Consider the following 15,635-nt stretch of genomic DNA (forward strand, 5'->3'; position numbering starts at 1 on the left):
GGAACGCGCGCCGTGACCGATATCTTCACCGCCTTGGCGGACTCGACGCGGCGCGCGCTGCTCGACGAACTGGCCGAGCGGGACGGGCAGACGCTGTTCGAATTGTGCGCCAAGCTCGCCACCCGGCACGGGATCAGTTCGTCGCGGCAGGCGATCACCCAGCACCTGGGCATGCTCGAGGCCGCGGGGCTGGTGACCACCCGTCGACAAGGCCGCTACAAGTTCCATCACGCCGATTTCACGCCGCTGCGCGCGATCTCGGCGCGATGGCCGATCCCCCAGGAGGACCCATGATCCGCATCGGTGTGACCAGCATCTTCGTCGACGATCAGGACAAGGCCGAGAAGTTCTACACCGACGTGCTCGGCTTCCAGGTCAAGGACCGGGTGCCGGTCGGCGAGTACGACTGGCTGACCGTGGTCTCGCCCGCCGACGTCGACGGCATCCAGTTGCTGCTCGAACCCGACCAGAACCCGATCGCCCAGAACTACAAGTCCGCGCTCACCGCCGACGGCATCCCCTGCATGATCTTCACGGTCGACGACCTCGACGGTGAATACCGCCGCCTGCTCGACCGCGGCGTCCTGTTCACCCAGCCGCCGCAGCCTATGGGCGCGGTCACCACCGCCGTCTTCGACGACACCTGCGGCAACCTCATCCAGCTGATGCAGCCAACTACCGCGTGATGATGAGAAGTTCGGTGGGGGAGGCGATCTCGGCCCGCAGGCCGGCCTTGGTCGCCACCCGCGCCACCGCGCGGATGTCGGTCGGCTCAGCGCGGGTGAGCACCAGCGCGCGGGCCAGCAGGCCCTTGTGATGCTTGTTGAAGTGGCTGACCACCGTGCGTGAGCCGTCGGCGTGCTCGGTGAGCACATTGGCGGTGATCGCGTCGGGAACCCGGCCCAGCTGCTGGTAGCTGCCCGACCGGAGATCGATGACGAGTTCGCCGCCCGCCTCGGCGTAGAGGGCGTCGGACAGCACGTCGCGCCACACCGCCGACAGCGTCGGCAGGCCGGGCAGCTTGGTGCCGCCGGAAAGACGGTAGGCCGGGATCGGGTCGGCCGCGCGGACCGCGCCGAACAGCGCGGAGCCGATGCCGAGGCGCGCGTACGCCTTCGCACGCTGCGCCTTGGTGAACGCCTTCGCGTCCAGCGCGTCGTAGAGCACCCCGGTGTAGCGCTCCAGCGCGGGGCGGGTCGCCGAGGTGCGCAGGCTCGCGTTGCGGGTGATCTCGGCGTCCGCGGCTTTGCCGAGCCCGAGCACCGCCGTGGCGGCGGCCGGGTCGGCGGCGAGCTGCACCACCTCGGTGATCAGCTTGTCGCGCACCGCCGTGAGCTGCGGCATCGCCAGATCGGCCAGGTCGAGGGGCGCGCCCGACCCACCGTCGGACTTGGTTTCGGAGGGAGGCAGCAGCACCAGCACGATCGCCTACGGTACCGGCGTCGCGTTGCGGTCCGGCCGCTGGTGGTCGGTGGAACCGATATCGGCTTGCACGTGGCCCCGGACCAGGGACTACCCTGTGCATCCGTGATCACCCGCCTCTCCCGCCTGTTCCTGCGCACCCTGCGAGACGATCCCGCCGACGCCGAGGTGCCCAGCCACAAACTGCTCGTCCGCGCCGGCTACGTCCGCCGGATCGCCCCCGGCGTGTACTCGTGGCTGCCGCTGGGCCTGCGCACGCTGCGCCGCATCGAGGACGTGGTGCGCCAGGAGATGGACGCCACCGGCGCCCAGGAGATCTCCCTGCCCGCGCTGCTGCCGCGCGAGCCCTTCGAGACCACCAACCGGTGGACCGAATACGGCGACGCCCTGTTCCGCCTGCAGGACCGCAAGGGCGGCGACTACCTGCTCGGCCCCACCCACGAGGAGCTGTTCGCGCTCACCGTCAAGGGCGAGTACAACTCCTATAAGGATCTGCCGGTCACGCTGTACCAGATCCAGGACAAGTACCGCGACGAGGAACGTCCCCGCGCCGGCATCCTGCGCGGCCGCGAGTTCACCATGAAGGACTCATACTCCTTCGACCTCGACGACGACGGCCTCGCCACCAGCTATGCCACCCACCGCGCCGCCTACCAGCGCATCTTCGAGCGGCTCGGCGTCGAGTACGTGATCGTGGCCGCCACCTCCGGCGCCATGGGCGGCAGCGCGTCCGAGGAATTCCTCGCCGCCAGCCCCGTCGGCGAGGACACCTACGTGCGCTGTGCCGAGTCCGGCTACGCGGCCAACGTGGAAGCCGTGGTCACGCCCGCGCCCGCGCCGCTGCCGATCGACGGCCTGCCCGCCGCGGTCGAGTACGACACCCCGAACACCCCCACCATCGCCACGCTGGTGGACTGGGCCAACGAGGCGACGGTGCTCGACCGCGCCGTCACCGCCGCCGACACGCTCAAGAACGTCATGGTCAAGCTGCGCCACCCGGACGGCAAGACCGAGATCCTCGGCATCGGCGTCCCCGGTGACCGCGAGATCGACGACAAGCGGCTGGAAGCCTCCGTCGAGCCCGCCGAGGTGGAGCTGCTGACCGAGGCCGACTTCGCTGCCAACCCCTTCCTGGTGAAGGGCTACATCGGCCCGAAGGCATTGCAGGCCAACGGTGTTCGCTACCTCGTCGATCCCCGTGTCGTCGACGGCACCGCGTGGATCACCGGTGCGGACGTGCAGGGCAAGCACGTCGTCGGCCTGGTGGCCGGTCGCGACTTCACCCCGGACGGCACCATCGAGGCCGCCGAGGTCCGCGACGGCGATCCCTCGCCCGACGGCGCCGGTCCGCTGGTGTCGGCCCGTGGCATCGAGATCGGCCACATCTTCCAGCTCGGCCGCAAGTACACCGACGCGTTCGACGTCGACGTGCTGGGCGAGAACGGCAAGCCGGTCCGGCTCACCATGGGCTCCTACGGCATCGGCGTCTCCCGCCTGGTCGCGGTGATCGCCGAGCAGCAGCACGACGACAAGGGCCTGCGCTGGCCGGCCGAGGTCGCGCCGTTCGACGTGCACGTGGTCATCGCGAACAAGGACGCCGCCGCCCGCGAGGGCGCCGAGCAGGTCGTGGCCGGTCTGGACAAGCAGGGCCTCGAGGTCCTCTTCGACGACCGGACCGCCTCGCCCGGCGTGAAGTTCAAGGACGCCGAACTGCTCGGCATGCCCTGGATCCTGGTGATCGGCCGCGGCTGGGCCGACGGCAAGGTCGAACTGCGCAACCGGTTCACCGGCGAGGCCGAGGAGATCGCGGCCGAGGACGCCGTCGCCGCGGTCACCGCGAAGATCCGCGGCTGAATCCGCTCGACCCGGTCGCGTCCACCGCGGCGCGACCGGGTCGGCGAAAGCCGCTGCGGCACAGGAACCGACCGTTGCCGCTCGCGTACGGGCAGTGGCCCGGGAACTGATAGTTTCGAGCGCGTGGACACGTTCAGCGATTCGCTGTTGCGGCTGGCGCGGGATTATCTCGGCGGGGCGATCGAGCAGTATTCGGTATTTCAGGAGCAGATCAGGCCGGGGCCGACCCGGGTGGATCATCGGGCGGGGCGCGTCCGGATCGGCGATCGGGAGTTCGCCGGGTCCGGCGAGATCGGGACCTACGCCGAGGATCTGACCTTCATGTGGGCGTGGGCCAAGCCCACCCTCGCCGGCCTGCCCGGCGTCGCGGCGTCGACCCGGCTGCGCGAGCTCGGATTACAGCACGGGATCCCCGAATTCGCCGAGGAGATCGTCGATCTCGCCGGTTTCCCCGACCCGATGCTGGCCGCCGATCATCTGTCGATCATCGCGCTGGGCGCGCTCGGCGCCCGCGGGATGACCAAGTTCAATCACGGCGGCCGCGCGTACGCCTACCTGATCGTCGACGACGAGCAGGTGCCGTCCGCGACGCCGGACCCGGGCCGGGTGGCCGACCTGGTGGCCGCCGCCGCCCGGATGCTGCCCGGCACGGGCACGCGGGCGGTCGTGGCCGGCTACGCCCACCGGCACCGCCTGCCCGTGCGCGACACCGCCGACGGGGTGGAGGTGCAGCTGGCCGACGGACCGCGGCTGATCGTCCGCATCGACGCCGGTGACCAGCTCCTCGACGCCGAGGTCGTCGGTGCGGGCCCGCTCGCCCCGGCCGAGGCCGGGCCACGGCACGAGCGGATCCCACCCTTCTTCCCGGACAGTCTGCTGGTCGCGCTGGCACCGGCCGCCGCGACCACCGTCGGCGGTCATGGTTCGCTGCGCGGCGCGGCCACCGACGCGCCGCGGCCGACCCTGCGCTGGCAGCCGATGTACGGCGATCTCGTCGAGGTCCCCGGCGGCCCGGTGGCCGTCGCCGAGATCGGCCGCTACGACAGCGAGCACCGGATCTGGGCGTGGGCGGGCCGGGAATGGGCGGGTGCCGCCGCGCTGCGCGGGCTGGCGCGCGAACACGGGGCCGAGCACCTGGCGGTGGACCGGGTCGACCTCGGCACCGTCGTCCATCCCGACAACGTGGTCACCCTGCTGGTGGCCGGGGCCGCCGAGCTGGGCGGATCCGTCGGCTGGGCAGCGGCGCCGGACGGCGCCGGGTGGCGCTACTTCGCGGTCACCGACGACGCCGTGACCATCACGGGATCGGATCCCGGGGTGGCCGCCCAGCTCATCGAGACGGCCGCGAACCTGCTGCATCCGCTGACCGATCCGGACAGCCGCTACCCCGCCATGCGGGCGATGGCCGCCGGCTACTTCGAGCGCCACCACGTCACCACCCTGACCTTCGGCGAACCGCAGCTGCTGCTCGCGCATTTCGGCCTGTACGAGCTGCGGGTCGAATTCGACACCACCGGCGGGATCATCGGCACCCGCACCGGCCTGATCGGCGAACTGATGAGCTGATCCCGGCGCGGTGCCGCGCCGTCCGGTGCTCCGGGCGGCGCGGCACCCGGTCAGGCGCCGAGGTCGGCGAACATCTTGCGCTTCATCGGCGGTATCGCGCCCGCGGTGCGCAGCACGAGCTTGCCCATCATGCGGCCGAGCCTGCCGTCGGCGACGGCGCGTTCGGCGGTGCTCAGCGAGGTGCGGACCGCGGCGAAACCGTAGTCGGTCATGGCGGTTTCGTAGGCGCCGATCGCGTCGAGCAGGCCGCGCTCGCGGCGGTCGGCGGCGACCAGCATGCGGCACAGCAGCTGGGCGTCGCGCAGGGCGGTGTTGGCGCCGATGCCGGCGAACGGGGTCATGCTGTGGATGGCGTCACCGAGCAGGGTGACGGTGGTCGGGGTCCAGCGCGGGATCGGGACCGAGGTCTTGATCGGCAGCAGAGTGGCGGTGGCGCTGTCGGATTCGGCGACCAGCCTGCGCAGTTCGGGCGCCCAGCCCGCGGTCATCCGGACCGCGGTGGCGTGCAGCTCCGCCGCGTCGAGGGCCGACAGGTCGACGCCGAATCGGTCCCGCTCGGCGGCGAACGCCCAGAACACGTAGGGCTGGGTGTCGTCGAACAGGAAGCCGGGCGTGAGCTCGGTGCCGTCGCTGCCGAGCGCGACACCCGGTGCGGGCGGGGCGAATTCGTGCGGTGCGATGAACATGCCGCAACCGCTCGGCGGAATCACGCTGTGCGGGTGTGCGAGCAGACGCGGATCGAGGCGGTCACGGGCGCTCGGGGTGAGCGCGTATTTGCCCGCGATGGTGACGATGCCGGTGTCCACGCGCCGCGCCTGCGGCAGGTACTGGGCCCGCACCCGCGAGGTGCCGCCGTCGGCGCCGACCAGCACATCGCCGACCTCGCTGCCGCCGTCGGCGAAGTGGACGACCACCCGGCCGTCGGGCCGATGCTCGTAGCGGTCGAACGCGCTGCCGTAGTGCACCGCGTCGCCCAGTTCGGCGAGCAGGATGCGGCGCAGGGTGATCCGGCTGATGCCGTAGTGGTCGCGGTCGGCGTGCGCGCTCGCGGTCTCGGCGCTCTCGAAGTCGATCAGGCTCGACAGCTGCTCGGTGACGAAGCCGAAACCGTTGCCGCCCTGGCCGGAGCAGGCGACGAACGTTGCGAAGAGCTCGGGGGAGAGCAGCTCGGCCAGCGCGCCGCTGCCGTGCGGGTTGATGTGGATGCGGAAGCCCTGCAGCCGGTCGGTGCGCCGCACCTCGCGCTCGTGCACGCTGACCGCGACGCCGGCCCGGCGCAGGCCGTTGGCCAGCGCCAGACCGCCGATACCGCCGCCCGCGACGATGACCTTCAGTGGGGTGTTGGATGCCATGACGGTGTCCTTTCGATGGTCAGGCCCGGCTCCAGCCGAACCCGCCGGAGCGCCGCTTCGACGCCCGCTGCTGCTGGGTGGGGCCCGCCTGCGACCAGTCGGTGATCAGCCGGTCGAGCAGGCGGGTGAGGGTGACCACATCGGCGGCGGGCCAGTCGGCGATGACCGCGCCGAACACCTGGTCGCCCACCTCGAGGAACTGCTGGAGTTCCGCGCGCCCCGCGTCGGTGATCTCGACCAGGACCGCCCGCCGGTCGGCCGGGTCCGGCGCGGTGCGCACCAGCCCGGCCTCCGCCAGGGTCTGCACGTGCCGGGTGATCGAGGAGGGCAGCGCGTCGAGGCGCTCGGCGATCTCCCCGGCGCGCAGCGGACCCGACTCCGCCACCGCCTGCAGCACCCCGACCCGGACCGGGTCGTACGCCCGGGACGTGCCCTGGCGCATCGCCTCGGCGAACCTGCTCGTCGTGCGGGCGAGTTCGGAGACCTGATCCTTGTTTGCTTGCATGAATCAAACAATACATTTGATTGCGTGAAACAACAATAGGCGTGGTGAACTTACGCCTACGTAGGGGAAACCTGCAGGTCATAGCCTCGAAGCCGGGTGCGGCGCTGCTAAGTTAGCTCCCATGACGAGTTCGCCGAGCCTGCTGTTCAACCCCGCCACCTACGACCCTCAGCACTTCGATGCCGAGACGCGGCGGCTGCTGCGAGCCACCATCGAGTGGTTCGAATCCAAGGGCAAGGCACAGCTGCTGGCCGAGGACCGCGACGCGGTCTGGACCCAGGAGTTCCTCGACTTCGTCGCGAAGGAGAAGCTGTTCGCGACCTTCCTGACCCCGGCCGCCTACGCCGACGGCGACCCGAACAAGCGCTGGGACGCCGCCCGCAACGCCGCCCTGGCCGAGATCTTCGGCTTCTACGGCCTCGCGTACTGGTACGCCGAGCAGGTCACCATCCTCGGCCTCGGCCCGATCTGGCAGAGCGACAACGAGACCGCCAAGCGCAAGGCCGCCGCCGACCTCGACGCGGGCCAGGTGATGGCGTTCGCGCTGTCCGAGCGCGAGCACGGCGCCGACATCTACAACACCGACCTGATCCTCACCCCGACCGAGCCGGGCAGCGCCGACGCCGAGGCCGGAATCCTGTTCCGCGCCAACGGCGAGAAGTACTACATCGGCAACGGCAACGTCGCCTCGATGGTGTCGGTGTTCTCCCGCCGCGGCGATGTCGAGGGCGCCGAGGGCTACGTCTGGTTCGCCGCCGACAGCCGCCACGCCGACTACCACCTGGTCGAGAGCGTCATCCACGGCCAGATGTACGTCAGCCACTTCCGGCTGGAGAACTACCCGGTGACCGCCGCCGACGTGCTGCACGAAGGGCCCGAGGCCTTCTCGGCCGCGCTCAACACCGTCAACGTGGGCAAGTTCAACCTCTGCCACGGTGGCATCGGCATGGTCGAGCACTCGTTCTTCGAGGCCATCACCCACGCCAGCAACCGCATCCTGTACGGCAACCCGGTCACCGACTTCGGCCATGTGCGTGGCAATTTCGTCGACGCCTACACGCGCCTGATCGCGATGAAGCTGTTCAGCGACCGCGCGGTGGACTACTTCCGCAGCGCCTCGCTCGAGGACCGCCGCTACCTGCTGTTCAACCCGATGACCAAGTCCAAGGTCACCTCCGAAGCCGAGGTCGCGATGACCCTGCTGCTGGATGTGCTGGCGGCCAAGGGCTTCGAGAAGGCCACCTACTTCGCGCAGGCCTCGCGCTACATCAACCACCTGCCCCGGCTCGAGGGCACGGTGCACGTGAACGTGGGCCAGATCCTGAAGTTCATGCCGAACTACCTGCTCAACCCGACGGAGTACCCGGCCATCGGCACCGACCTGGCACCGGGCGACCAGGAGTTCTTCTGGAAGCAGGGTCCGGCGCGCGGCGCGGGCAAGGTGCAGTTCGCCGACTGGACCCCGGCCTACGAGCAGGCCGCGGACGTGCCGAACGTCGGCCGGTTCTACGAGCAGGCGCAGGCGCTGCGCACGCTGCTGCTCACCGCGGCGCCGGACGCGGCCCAGCAGAAGGACCTGGACTTCATGCTGACCATCGGCCACCTGTTCTCCACGGTGGTCTACGGCCAGCTGATCCTCGAGCAGGCCGAGCTCACCGGGCTCGACCGCGATGTCGTCGACCAGATCTTCGATTTCCAGATCCGCGACTTCAACACCCACGCGACCGCCCTGCTCGGCAAGCCGACGGTCACCGAGGCCCAGCGCGCGTGGGCCGTCGGCGCCCTGCGCAGCCCCGTGGCCGACGCCGCGCGCTTCGACCGGGTGTGGCAGCAGGTGGCGTCCTACGACGGCGCCTACGCGATGCGCCCGTAGCTGACCCGGTTCGGCCGCCGCACCGCACGGTGGGGCGGCCGACGTCGGTCAGGTCGGCGCGATGCGCACCGAGGCAGTGACGGCGCCCGGCGTGGCCGCGGAGTCGACTCCGACCGGGCCGTGCCGGTGCCCGGATGTGCCGGTATGTCTGTGCCTGTGCTTACACCGACGCGCGGCCGGGGAACGTCGTCGTGACCGGGTTCGCGCCCAGGATCGCCTGCCAGCGGGCCCGGCGCACCGCGGACTCGGTGAGTGCCTCCGTCGCGGTGGCCCGGACCGCCGCGTCGGCCGCCTGTTCGACGACGGCGTACCACGCTGCGGCGCAATCGGATTCGACCGTGACGGCCAGGTGTGCCGCGGGGATCGGATCGTCGACCGGGAACGGTGGGGTGTAGGCGGCGCCCGCCGCCTCGGGTGCGGTGCCGCCCGCTTCCAGCAGTTCGATGGTGGCGTCACGCCGGGCCCGGTGCGCGGCGCTGAACTCGGCGACCATGCGCGCCCGGTCGGCATTGGCGTAGGCGGCGATCACACCGTAGGAGTAGACGGCGGCGTACTCGCTGTCCAGGGCGGCCTGGAGGGCCTGTCGTTGATCGGTCATGCGAGCAGGACTCCCGCCTCGGTGGCGCAGGCCGCGCTGATCGAGGCCAACAGCCCCGCGCGGTACCCGGATTCGGTGCGGGCCAGCGCCGCGGCGGACTGCTGCGAGCGGACCAGCTGATCGCGCAGCTGGGCGATCGTCAGCGGCTGGGTGGCGTTCTCGATCGTCGCGGCGGGGACGAGGGCGCCGTCGGGGCCGGGCACGGTGATCTCACCGGTGCGGTGCACGGGGGTGGTGCCGTCGCCGTACACGCCGATCACCCGGTCGATCTCGGTGCGCAGCGCGTCGGCGTGGGCGGTGCGTTCGGCGGCGACGGTGGTCAGCGCCGCCTGTGCCTGCGGAGCGAGCGCGATCGCGGCCTGCGCGGACGCGGCGTCGGCGCGGGCCAGGACCTCTTGCGCGGCAAGCGGATCCGGCGCGTGCACGGTGTCGTCCTCGGCGCAGGCGGCCAGCACGCTCAGCGCGGGGACTCCGACGGCTGTCGCGCCGACCAGGCGCAGCAGCGACCGCCGCCGCCAGGCGCTCGCCGTGCGCGGTGTCAGGTCGGCGGTCGGCGACCACTGCGCCGGTGCGGCCGAAGCCGGTCGGTGCGGAGCTGCGGGGGCGGTGCGCTGCGGTGCGACCGGGCGCGGCGACTCGCTCGTCATCGGGCGGGATTCGTGCCGGTCGGAGCGCATGCCGGAAGGTCGCCCGGCGCTCGGCGGGGCGGTATGGCGGAAGGGCACGTACCCATCGTGCCAGATCCGCGCACCGTCGCCCGCCCACGCCGCGACACCGGGAGGCACGCCGGGGCGGACCGGTGCGCGAAGCCCGGTGGCTGGTCCTTTACACTCTCGTGGCGCGTTACGCTAGACCTTCGGCGTAGAAATTTCCGATCGCGTCACAACTGAACCAGGAGCCGCCCATATGCCGATGCCCACCGAGGAAAGGGTGAGCCAGCTCGTCGCTGAGCTCGTCGCACGCCGGGGATTCGACCTCGAGGGCGTCGCGATCGCGTCTGCGGGCAAGGACGAATTGGCGCCGGTTCGGTTGAAGGTCACCGTCGACAGCGACGGTCCGGCCGATCTGGACGCGATCGCCGAGCTCAGCCGGGAGATGTCCGAGCTGCTCGACGACGCGGGCGATTTCGGCGAATCCGCCTACCTGCTCGAAGTGACCACCCCCGGCGTCGACCGCCCGCTGACCGCCGAGCGGCACTGGCGACGCGCGCAGGGCCGCAAGGTGAAGGTCGCGCTGCGCGACGGCGCCGAGCCGGTCGAGGGCAAGGCCCGCTTCGAGGCGCGCGCAGGCCAGCTCGCCGAGGACGGCACCGTGGCGCTGGTCCTCGGCGGCAAGAACAAGCCGCACCGGGTGCACGTGCCGCTCGCCGACATCGCCACCGCGGTGGTCCAGGTCGAGTTCAACGCACCGGGCGCCGCCGAACTCGAACTCGCGGGCGGGATCGCCGCGGGCCGCCCGGTACCGGGCGAAGAACCCGCCGACCTCGCCGCCGCAGGACAACACAGTGACTCTCCCACCGAAGGGGTTGCGGAATGAACATCGAAATCGAAGCCTTGCGGGCGATCGTCGCCGACAAGGGCATCCCCATCGAGACCGTGATCTCGGCGATCGAGTCGGCGCTGCTCACCGCCTACCGGCACACCGAGGGCCATCAGCCCAACGCGTACATCGACATCAACCAGAAGACCGGTGTGGTCCGGGTGATGGCGCGGGAGCTGGACGCCGACGGCAACCTCGTCTCCGAGTGGGACGACACCCCGGAGGGCTTCGGCCGGATCGCCGCGACCACCGCCCGCCAGGTGGTGCTGCAGCGGCTGCGCGACGCCGAGAACGAGAAGTCCTTCGGCGAGTTCTCGACCCATGAGGGCGACATCGTCGGCGGTGTCGTCCAGCGCGACGCCAGGGCCAACGCCCGCGGCATCGTGGTGGTGCGGATCGGCAGCGAGGCCAACGGCGCCGAGGGTCTGATCCCGCCCGCCGAGCAGGTGCCGGGGGAGACCTACGAGCACGGCGACCGGATCAAGTGCTACGTCTACGGCGTCTCCCGTGGCCCGCGTGGCCCGCAGATCCAGCTCTCGCGCACCCACCCGAACCTGGTGCGCAGGCTGTTCTCGCTCGAGGTGCCCGAGATCGCCGACGGCTCGGTGGAGATCGTCGCGGTGGCCCGCGAGTCGGGGCACCGCTCCAAGATCGCGGTGCGGTCCACCGTGCCCGGCGTGAACGCCAAGGGCGCGTGCATCGGCCCGATGGGCCAGCGCGTGCGCAACGTGATGAGCGAGCTGGCCGGCGAGAAGATCGATATCATCGATTACGCCGAGGATCCGGCGACCTTCGTCGGCAACGCGCTCTCGCCGTCGAAGGTGGTCTCGGTCACCGTCGTCGATCCGGAAGCCAGGGCGGCCCGGGTGATCGTGCCGGACTTCCAGCTGTCGCTGGCGATCGGCAAGGAGGGCCAGAATGCCCGCCTGGCCGCTCGGCTGACCGGCTGGCGCATCGATATCCGCAGCGACGCGGCCCCGGAGCAGGGCGATTCGGTTCGGCCGGAGGCGCACCGTAGTTGACGAAAACGCGGGAATCCCGACCCTCGGATGACATGTTCGTAACTTCGGAAGGGGAGGGGTTCGTCGTTATGACCGGGTCACCGGTAGAGTGGGTGGAAGACCGGCCCGCGCAATCCGTTCGAACCTGTATCGGATGCCGTCAGCGCGAGCCGTCTGCCGAACTGTTGCGGATCGTGGCGCAGCATCGGAACACCGGCTCCGCCGGGGCTCCGGCTGTTGCGGTCGTTCCCGATCCACGGCGCAGACTTCCCGGACGGGGTGCCTGGCTGCACCCCGTTTCAGCTTGTCTGCGTTCCGCAGAGCGGCGCCGAGCATTCGGCAGAGCCCTACGAGTGTCCGGAAATCTGGATATCTCAGCCCTGGAGCAGTACCTCGAGAACAGGCACGAGCACTCATGAGCACACCGTGAAGCACCAACGATGAACGTCCATCGGAGATAACCCGAGGTCGTGCGGGCCGCCGTCCCCTTACACGGTGGCGCTGCTCGGCCTCTCAGTGAGGAGAGCAGTGGCAGGCAAGGCCCGCGTGCACGAGTTGGCCAAAGAACTCGGTGTCACGTCCAAAGAACTACTCGCGAAGCTCAAGGAGCAGGGCGAGTTCGTGAAGTCGGCGTCCTCGACGGTGGAAGCACCCGTCGCCCGTCGCCTGCGCGAATCGCTCGCGTCGAAGTCCGCCCCGGCGGGCGACGCGAAGCCGGCGGCCCGTCCCGGTCCGTCCCAGGCGGCCCGTCCGGCCGCCAAGCCCACTCCCGGTGGCGGCCCCCGTCCCGGTCCGCGTCCGGCTCCGGCGGCGCCCGCCGCCGCGACCCCCGCGGCCCCGGTGGCTCCGGCCGCCGAGTCGGCTCCGGTCGAGGCCAAGCCGGCTCCGGCCGCTCGGCCGACCCCGGCCGCCGCGCAGTCGGCGGCGCCCGCCGCGAAGCCGGCCGGTGCCCCCGCGCCCGGTCCGCGTCCGGCCCCCGGCGCACCGCGTCCGGGTCAGCCCGCCGCCGGTCAGGCCCGTCCGGGTCAGCCGACCCCGGGTGCTCCGGCCCCGCGTCCGGCCGGTCCCGGCCCGAAGCCCGGCCCGAAGACCCCGCGCGTCGGCAACAACCCGTTCAGCTCCGCCCCGGATCGTGAGCGTCCGGCCCCGCGTCCCGCCCCGCAGGGCGGCCCGCGGCCGACGCCGGGTCAGGGCGGTCCGCGTCCGGCTCCCGGCCAGGGTGGTCCCCGTCCGGCTCCCGGTCAGGGCGGTCCCCGTCCCGGCCAGGGCCAGGGTGGTCCGCGTCCGGCCGCCGCGCAGGGCGGTGCCCCGCGTCCCGGTGGCCCGCGCCCCAACCCGGGCTCGATGCCCCCGCGGCCGAACCCCGGTGCCATGCCCCAGCGCTCCGCGCGTCCGGGTCCGGCGGCCGGTGGCCGTCCGGGTCGTCCGGGCGGCGCGCCCGGTGGCGCCGGTCGTCCCGGTGGCGGCGGTGGCGGCTACCGCGGTGGCGGTGGCGGTGCCCCCGGCGCAGGTCAGGGTGCCGGTGCACCCGCGGCCGGTGGCTTCCGTGGTCGCCCCGGTGGCGGCGGCGGTCGTCCGGGTGGTCCCGGTGGCCGTGGTGGCGCGGCCGGTGCGTTCGGTCGTCCCGGTGGCGCTCCGCGTCGTGGCCGCAAGTCGAAGCGGGCGAAGCGCGCCGAATACGAGAACATGCAGGCGCCCGCCGTCGGTGGTGTGCGGCTGCCGCGCGGCAACGGCGAGATCATCCGGCTCGCCCGCGGCGCGTCGCTGTCGGACTTCGCCGAGAAGATCGACGCGAACCCGGCCGCTCTCGTCCAGGCGCTGTTCAACCTGGGCGAGATGGTCACCGCGACCCAGTCGGTGAACGACGAGACCCTCGAGCTGCTCGGCAGCGAGATGAACTACGTCGTCCACGTCGTCAGCCCCGAGGACGAGGACCGCGAGCTGCTGGAATCGTTCGATCTCACCTACGGCGAGGACGCCGGCGGCGAGGACGACCTCGAGCAGCGTCCGCCGGTCGTGACCGTCATGGGTCACGTCGACCACGGTAAGACCCGACTGCTGGACACGATCCGTAAGGCCAACGTCCGTGAGGGCGAGGCCGGTGGCATCACCCAGCACATCGGTGCCTACCAGGTGCTGACCGATCTCAACGGCGACGAGCGCCTGATCACCTTCATCGACACCCCGGGGCACGAGGCGTTCACCGCCATGCGTGCCCGTGGTGCGAAGGCCACCGACATCGCGATCCTCGTGGTCGCGGCCGACGACGGCGTCATGCCGCAGACGGTGGAAGCGATCAACCACGCCCAGGCGGCCGACGTGCCGATCGTGGTGGCGGTCAACAAGATCGACAAGGAAGGCGCGAACCCGGACAAGATCCGGCAGCAGCTGACCGAGTACGGCCTGGTGACCGAGGAATACGGTGGCGACACCATGTTCGTCGACATCTCGGCCAAGCAGGGCACCAACATCGACGCGCTGCTGGAAGCGGTCCTGCTGACCGCCGACGCCTCGCTCGACCTGCGGGCCAACCCGGACATGGACGCCCAGGGTGTCGCCATCGAGGCGCACCTCGACCGCGGCCGTGGCCCGGTGGCCACCGTGCTCATCCAGCGCGGCACGCTGCGCGTCGGCGACTCGATCGTGGCGGGCGACGCCTACGGTCGCGTGCGCCGCATGGTCGACGAGCACGGCGACGACGTCGAGGCGGCCCTGCCGTCGCGGCCCGTCCAGGTCATCGGTTTCACCTCGGTGCCCGGCGCAGGCGACAACCTGCTCGTGGTCGACGAGGACCGGATCGCTCGCCAGATCGCCGACCGCCGCAATGCGCGTAAGCGCAACGCGCTGGCCGCGCGCAGCCGCAAGCGGATCAGCCTGGAAGATCTGGATGCCGCCCTGAAGGAGACTTCGGAGCTCAACCTGATCCTCAAGGGCGACAACTCCGGTACGGTCGAGGCCCTCGAAGAGGCCCTGCTCGGCATCGAGATCGACGACGAGGTGCGTCTGCGCGTCATCGACCGCGGTGTCGGTGGCGTCACCGAGACCAACGTCAACCTGGCGTCGGCCTCGAACGCGATCATCATCGGCTTCAACGTCCGTGCGGAGGGCAAGGCCACCGAGCTGGCCAACCGCGAGGGCGTCGACATCCGGTACTACTCGGTGATCTACCAGGCCATCGACGAGATCGAGAAGGCCCTCAAGGGCATGCTCAAGCCGATCTACGAAGAGGTCGAGCTGGGCCGGGCGGAGATCCGCGCGATCTTCCGTTCGTCGAAGGTCGGCAACATCGCCGGCTGCATGGTCCTGTCGGGTTCGGTCAAGCGCAACGCCAAGGCGCGCCTGATCCGCGACGGTAGGGTGATCGCCGAGACGATGACCATCTCCTCGCTCAAGCGGGAGAAGGACGACGCCACCGAGGTCCGCGAAGGTTACGAGTGCGGTATGACCGTGACCTACAACGACATCAAGGACGGCGACATCATCGAGGCGTACGAGCTGCGCGAGAAGCCGCGCGACTGATCACGCACACCGTTCCACACGCCGCACCCGACACCTCGGGTGCGGCGTGTGGTCATGCGGGCAATCCATCCATCTACCAGGAGGTGAGCACCGCTGTACATCGGTGCGCTCGAATTCGATCTACTGCTCGGTGACGTGCACTCGCTCAAGGAGAAGCGGTCGGTGATCCGCCCGATTCTCGCCGAGCTGCAGAAGCGCTTCGCCGTCAACGCCGCCGAGGCCGGTGACCAGGATCTGCATCGCCGGGCCCTGCTCGGTGTCGCCATGGTCAGCGCGGAAACGAGTCACCTGAACGAGGTGCTCGACAAGTGTGAGCGGCACGTCGCCGCCCGTCCGGAGATAGAGTTGCTGGCAGTACGCCGCCGGATCTTCGGACCCGAAGACTAGACCAGAGGAGGACAGACCC

15 protein-coding genes are annotated in these 15,635 nt (G+C 70.9%); 10 read left to right on the forward strand and 5 right to left on the reverse strand.

The genetic code is table 11. The annotated features are described in order from the left end of the window. Positions 1 to 12 precede the first annotated feature (12 nt). Both AB0H54_RS10395 and AB0H54_RS10400 read left to right on the forward strand, forming a co-directional pair. Positions 13 to 294, forward strand: a complete 282-nt coding sequence (locus AB0H54_RS10395; protein ID WP_357344535.1) for a metalloregulator ArsR/SmtB family transcription factor — start codon at positions 13 to 15, stop codon at positions 292 to 294. Further along, positions 294 to 686 carry a VOC family protein gene (locus tag AB0H54_RS10400; RefSeq protein WP_357345692.1) on the forward strand — a complete coding sequence of 131 codons (393 nt, stop codon included), beginning with the start codon at positions 294 to 296 and terminating at the stop codon, positions 684 to 686. Before AB0H54_RS10395 ends, AB0H54_RS10400 begins: the two co-directional genes overlap by 1 nt. On the opposite strand, the gene yaaA is transcribed toward AB0H54_RS10400, so the two are convergent. After that, positions 676 to 1,422, reverse strand: a complete 747-nt coding sequence (yaaA, locus tag AB0H54_RS10405; protein WP_357344537.1) for a peroxide stress protein YaaA — start codon at positions 1,420 to 1,422, stop codon at positions 676 to 678. The genes AB0H54_RS10400 and yaaA overlap by 11 nt on opposite strands. 105 nt (positions 1,423 to 1,527) lie before the next feature. On the opposite strand from yaaA, the gene AB0H54_RS10410 reads away from it, so the two are divergent. Continuing rightward, the gene (locus tag AB0H54_RS10410) at positions 1,528 to 3,276 is read left to right on the forward strand and encodes a proline--tRNA ligase (protein WP_357344539.1); all 1,749 of its coding nucleotides are present in this window, start codon (positions 1,528 to 1,530) and stop codon (positions 3,274 to 3,276) included. Between the two features lie 123 nt (positions 3,277 to 3,399). Next, entirely contained in the window at positions 3,400 to 4,842 is a 1,443-nt protein-coding gene (locus AB0H54_RS10415; protein ID WP_357344541.1) for a DUF6882 domain-containing protein, read from the forward strand. Positions 4,843 to 4,892: 50 nt separating this feature from the next. On the opposite strand, the gene AB0H54_RS10420 is transcribed toward AB0H54_RS10415, so the two are convergent. Both AB0H54_RS10420 and AB0H54_RS10425 read right to left on the reverse strand, forming a co-directional pair. Then, positions 4,893 to 6,194 (reverse strand): FAD-dependent monooxygenase, encoded by a 1,302-nt coding sequence (locus AB0H54_RS10420; protein ID WP_357344543.1) that lies wholly within the window; start codon positions 6,192 to 6,194, stop codon positions 4,893 to 4,895. Between the two features lie 19 nt (positions 6,195 to 6,213). Next, positions 6,214 to 6,699: a MarR family winged helix-turn-helix transcriptional regulator gene (locus AB0H54_RS10425; protein ID WP_357344544.1), complete on the reverse strand. Its 486-nt coding sequence runs from the start codon at positions 6,697 to 6,699 to the stop codon at positions 6,214 to 6,216. 121 nt (positions 6,700 to 6,820) lie between these two features. Here AB0H54_RS10425 and AB0H54_RS10430 point away from each other — a divergent pair, with 121 nt between their 5' ends. Next, positions 6,821 to 8,572, forward strand: coding sequence for an acyl-CoA dehydrogenase family protein (locus AB0H54_RS10430; RefSeq protein ID WP_357344546.1), 1,752 nt, complete (start codon positions 6,821 to 6,823; stop codon positions 8,570 to 8,572). Between the two features lie 160 nt (positions 8,573 to 8,732). Here the strand turns inward: AB0H54_RS10430 and AB0H54_RS10435 are convergent, their stop codons facing one another. Together AB0H54_RS10435 and AB0H54_RS10440 are read right to left on the reverse strand one after the other, a co-directional pair. Then, entirely contained in the window at positions 8,733 to 9,170 is a 438-nt protein-coding gene (locus AB0H54_RS10435) for a ferritin-like domain-containing protein (RefSeq protein WP_355280666.1), read from the reverse strand. Further along, positions 9,167 to 9,895 carry a hypothetical protein gene (locus AB0H54_RS10440; RefSeq protein ID WP_357344549.1) on the reverse strand — a complete coding sequence of 243 codons (729 nt, stop codon included), beginning with the start codon at positions 9,893 to 9,895 and terminating at the stop codon, positions 9,167 to 9,169. The genes AB0H54_RS10435 and AB0H54_RS10440 overlap by 4 nt, the downstream gene beginning before the upstream one ends. A gap of 181 nt (positions 9,896 to 10,076) precedes the next feature. Between AB0H54_RS10440 and rimP the strand changes: the two genes are divergently transcribed. From rimP to AB0H54_RS10465, 5 genes are all read left to right on the forward strand, one after another. Then, complete coding sequence (rimP, locus tag AB0H54_RS10445; RefSeq protein ID WP_357344551.1) at positions 10,077 to 10,706, forward strand: ribosome maturation factor RimP; 630 nt, start codon at positions 10,077 to 10,079, stop codon at positions 10,704 to 10,706. Further along, entirely contained in the window at positions 10,703 to 11,731 is a 1,029-nt protein-coding gene (nusA, locus tag AB0H54_RS10450) for a transcription termination factor NusA (protein ID WP_355280671.1), read from the forward strand. The genes rimP and nusA overlap by 4 nt, the downstream gene beginning before the upstream one ends. Positions 11,732 to 11,799: 68 nt before the next feature. After that, on the forward strand, positions 11,800 to 12,129 hold the full coding sequence (locus AB0H54_RS10455) for a YlxR family protein (protein ID WP_357345694.1): 330 nt from the start codon (positions 11,800 to 11,802) through the stop codon (positions 12,127 to 12,129). Positions 12,130 to 12,238: 109 nt separating this feature from the next. Beyond that, entirely contained in the window at positions 12,239 to 15,229 is a 2,991-nt protein-coding gene (gene infB / locus AB0H54_RS10460) for a translation initiation factor IF-2 (RefSeq protein ID WP_357344553.1), read from the forward strand. 93 nt (positions 15,230 to 15,322) lie between these two features. Beyond that, positions 15,323 to 15,616: a DUF503 domain-containing protein gene (locus AB0H54_RS10465; protein WP_355277864.1), complete on the forward strand. Its 294-nt coding sequence runs from the start codon at positions 15,323 to 15,325 to the stop codon at positions 15,614 to 15,616. Positions 15,617 to 15,635 lie beyond the last annotated feature (19 nt).

Source organism: Nocardia sp. NPDC050718, from assembly GCF_040654235.1.
In the GTDB taxonomy this organism is placed as follows: Bacteria; Actinomycetota; Actinomycetes; order Mycobacteriales; family Mycobacteriaceae; genus Nocardia.

Bases quoted from the DNA above. Each gene is read 5' to 3' on its own strand.
- AB0H54_RS10420 (WP_357344543.1), bottom strand. From the start codon at position 6,194: ATGGCATCCAACACCCCACTGAAGGTCATCGTCGCGGGCGGCGGTATC.
- AB0H54_RS10425 (WP_357344544.1), bottom strand. From the start codon at position 6,699: ATGCAAGCAAACAAGGATCAGGTCTCCGAACTCGCCCGCACGACGAGC.
- AB0H54_RS10430 (WP_357344546.1), top strand. From the start codon at position 6,821: ATGACGAGTTCGCCGAGCCTGCTGTTCAACCCCGCCACCTACGACCCT.
- AB0H54_RS10435 (WP_355280666.1), bottom strand. From the start codon at position 9,170: ATGACCGATCAACGACAGGCCCTCCAGGCCGCCCTGGACAGCGAGTAC.
- rimP (WP_357344551.1), top strand. From the start codon at position 10,077: ATGCCGATGCCCACCGAGGAAAGGGTGAGCCAGCTCGTCGCTGAGCTC.
- nusA (WP_355280671.1), top strand. From the start codon at position 10,703: ATGAACATCGAAATCGAAGCCTTGCGGGCGATCGTCGCCGACAAGGGC.
- AB0H54_RS10455 (WP_357345694.1), top strand. From the start codon at position 11,800: ATGACCGGGTCACCGGTAGAGTGGGTGGAAGACCGGCCCGCGCAATCC.